The sequence below is a fragment of the Megasphaera sp. AM44-1BH genome, from assembly GCF_003467125.1.
Lineage (GTDB): Bacteria > Bacillota > Negativicutes > Veillonellales > Megasphaeraceae > Megasphaera.
On the sequence record NZ_QSFA01000023.1, the window covers coordinates 1 to 255 of the forward strand.

General features: G+C 45.1%; 1 protein-coding gene. It reads left to right on the top strand.

Translation table 11 applies throughout. The features are described 5' to 3' along the window. Window positions 1-216: IS3 family transposase (locus DW949_RS11755; protein WP_147349062.1), on the top strand; the 216-nt coding region annotated here is incomplete at its 5' end. Window positions 217-255: the final 39 nt, after the last annotated feature.

Sequence of the window (255 nt, forward strand, 5' to 3'; positions counted from 1 at the left end):
GGAATGACCCAGAGCATGTCCCGTGTAGCTCATTGCATTGACAACGGCCCTATGGAAGGATTCTGGGGTATCCTTTATGGTAGGCGTTTTACCAGCAAGTGGGAACTTATGCGTTCGATAGAAGCATATATGTATTATTACAACCACAAACGTGTGCAACGTAATCTCGGCATCCTAACACCGATGGAGAAACATACCTTGTATGTAGCTGCATAAAAAGGCCGGCAGACGAATCTGCCGACCAAAAAAATCTTA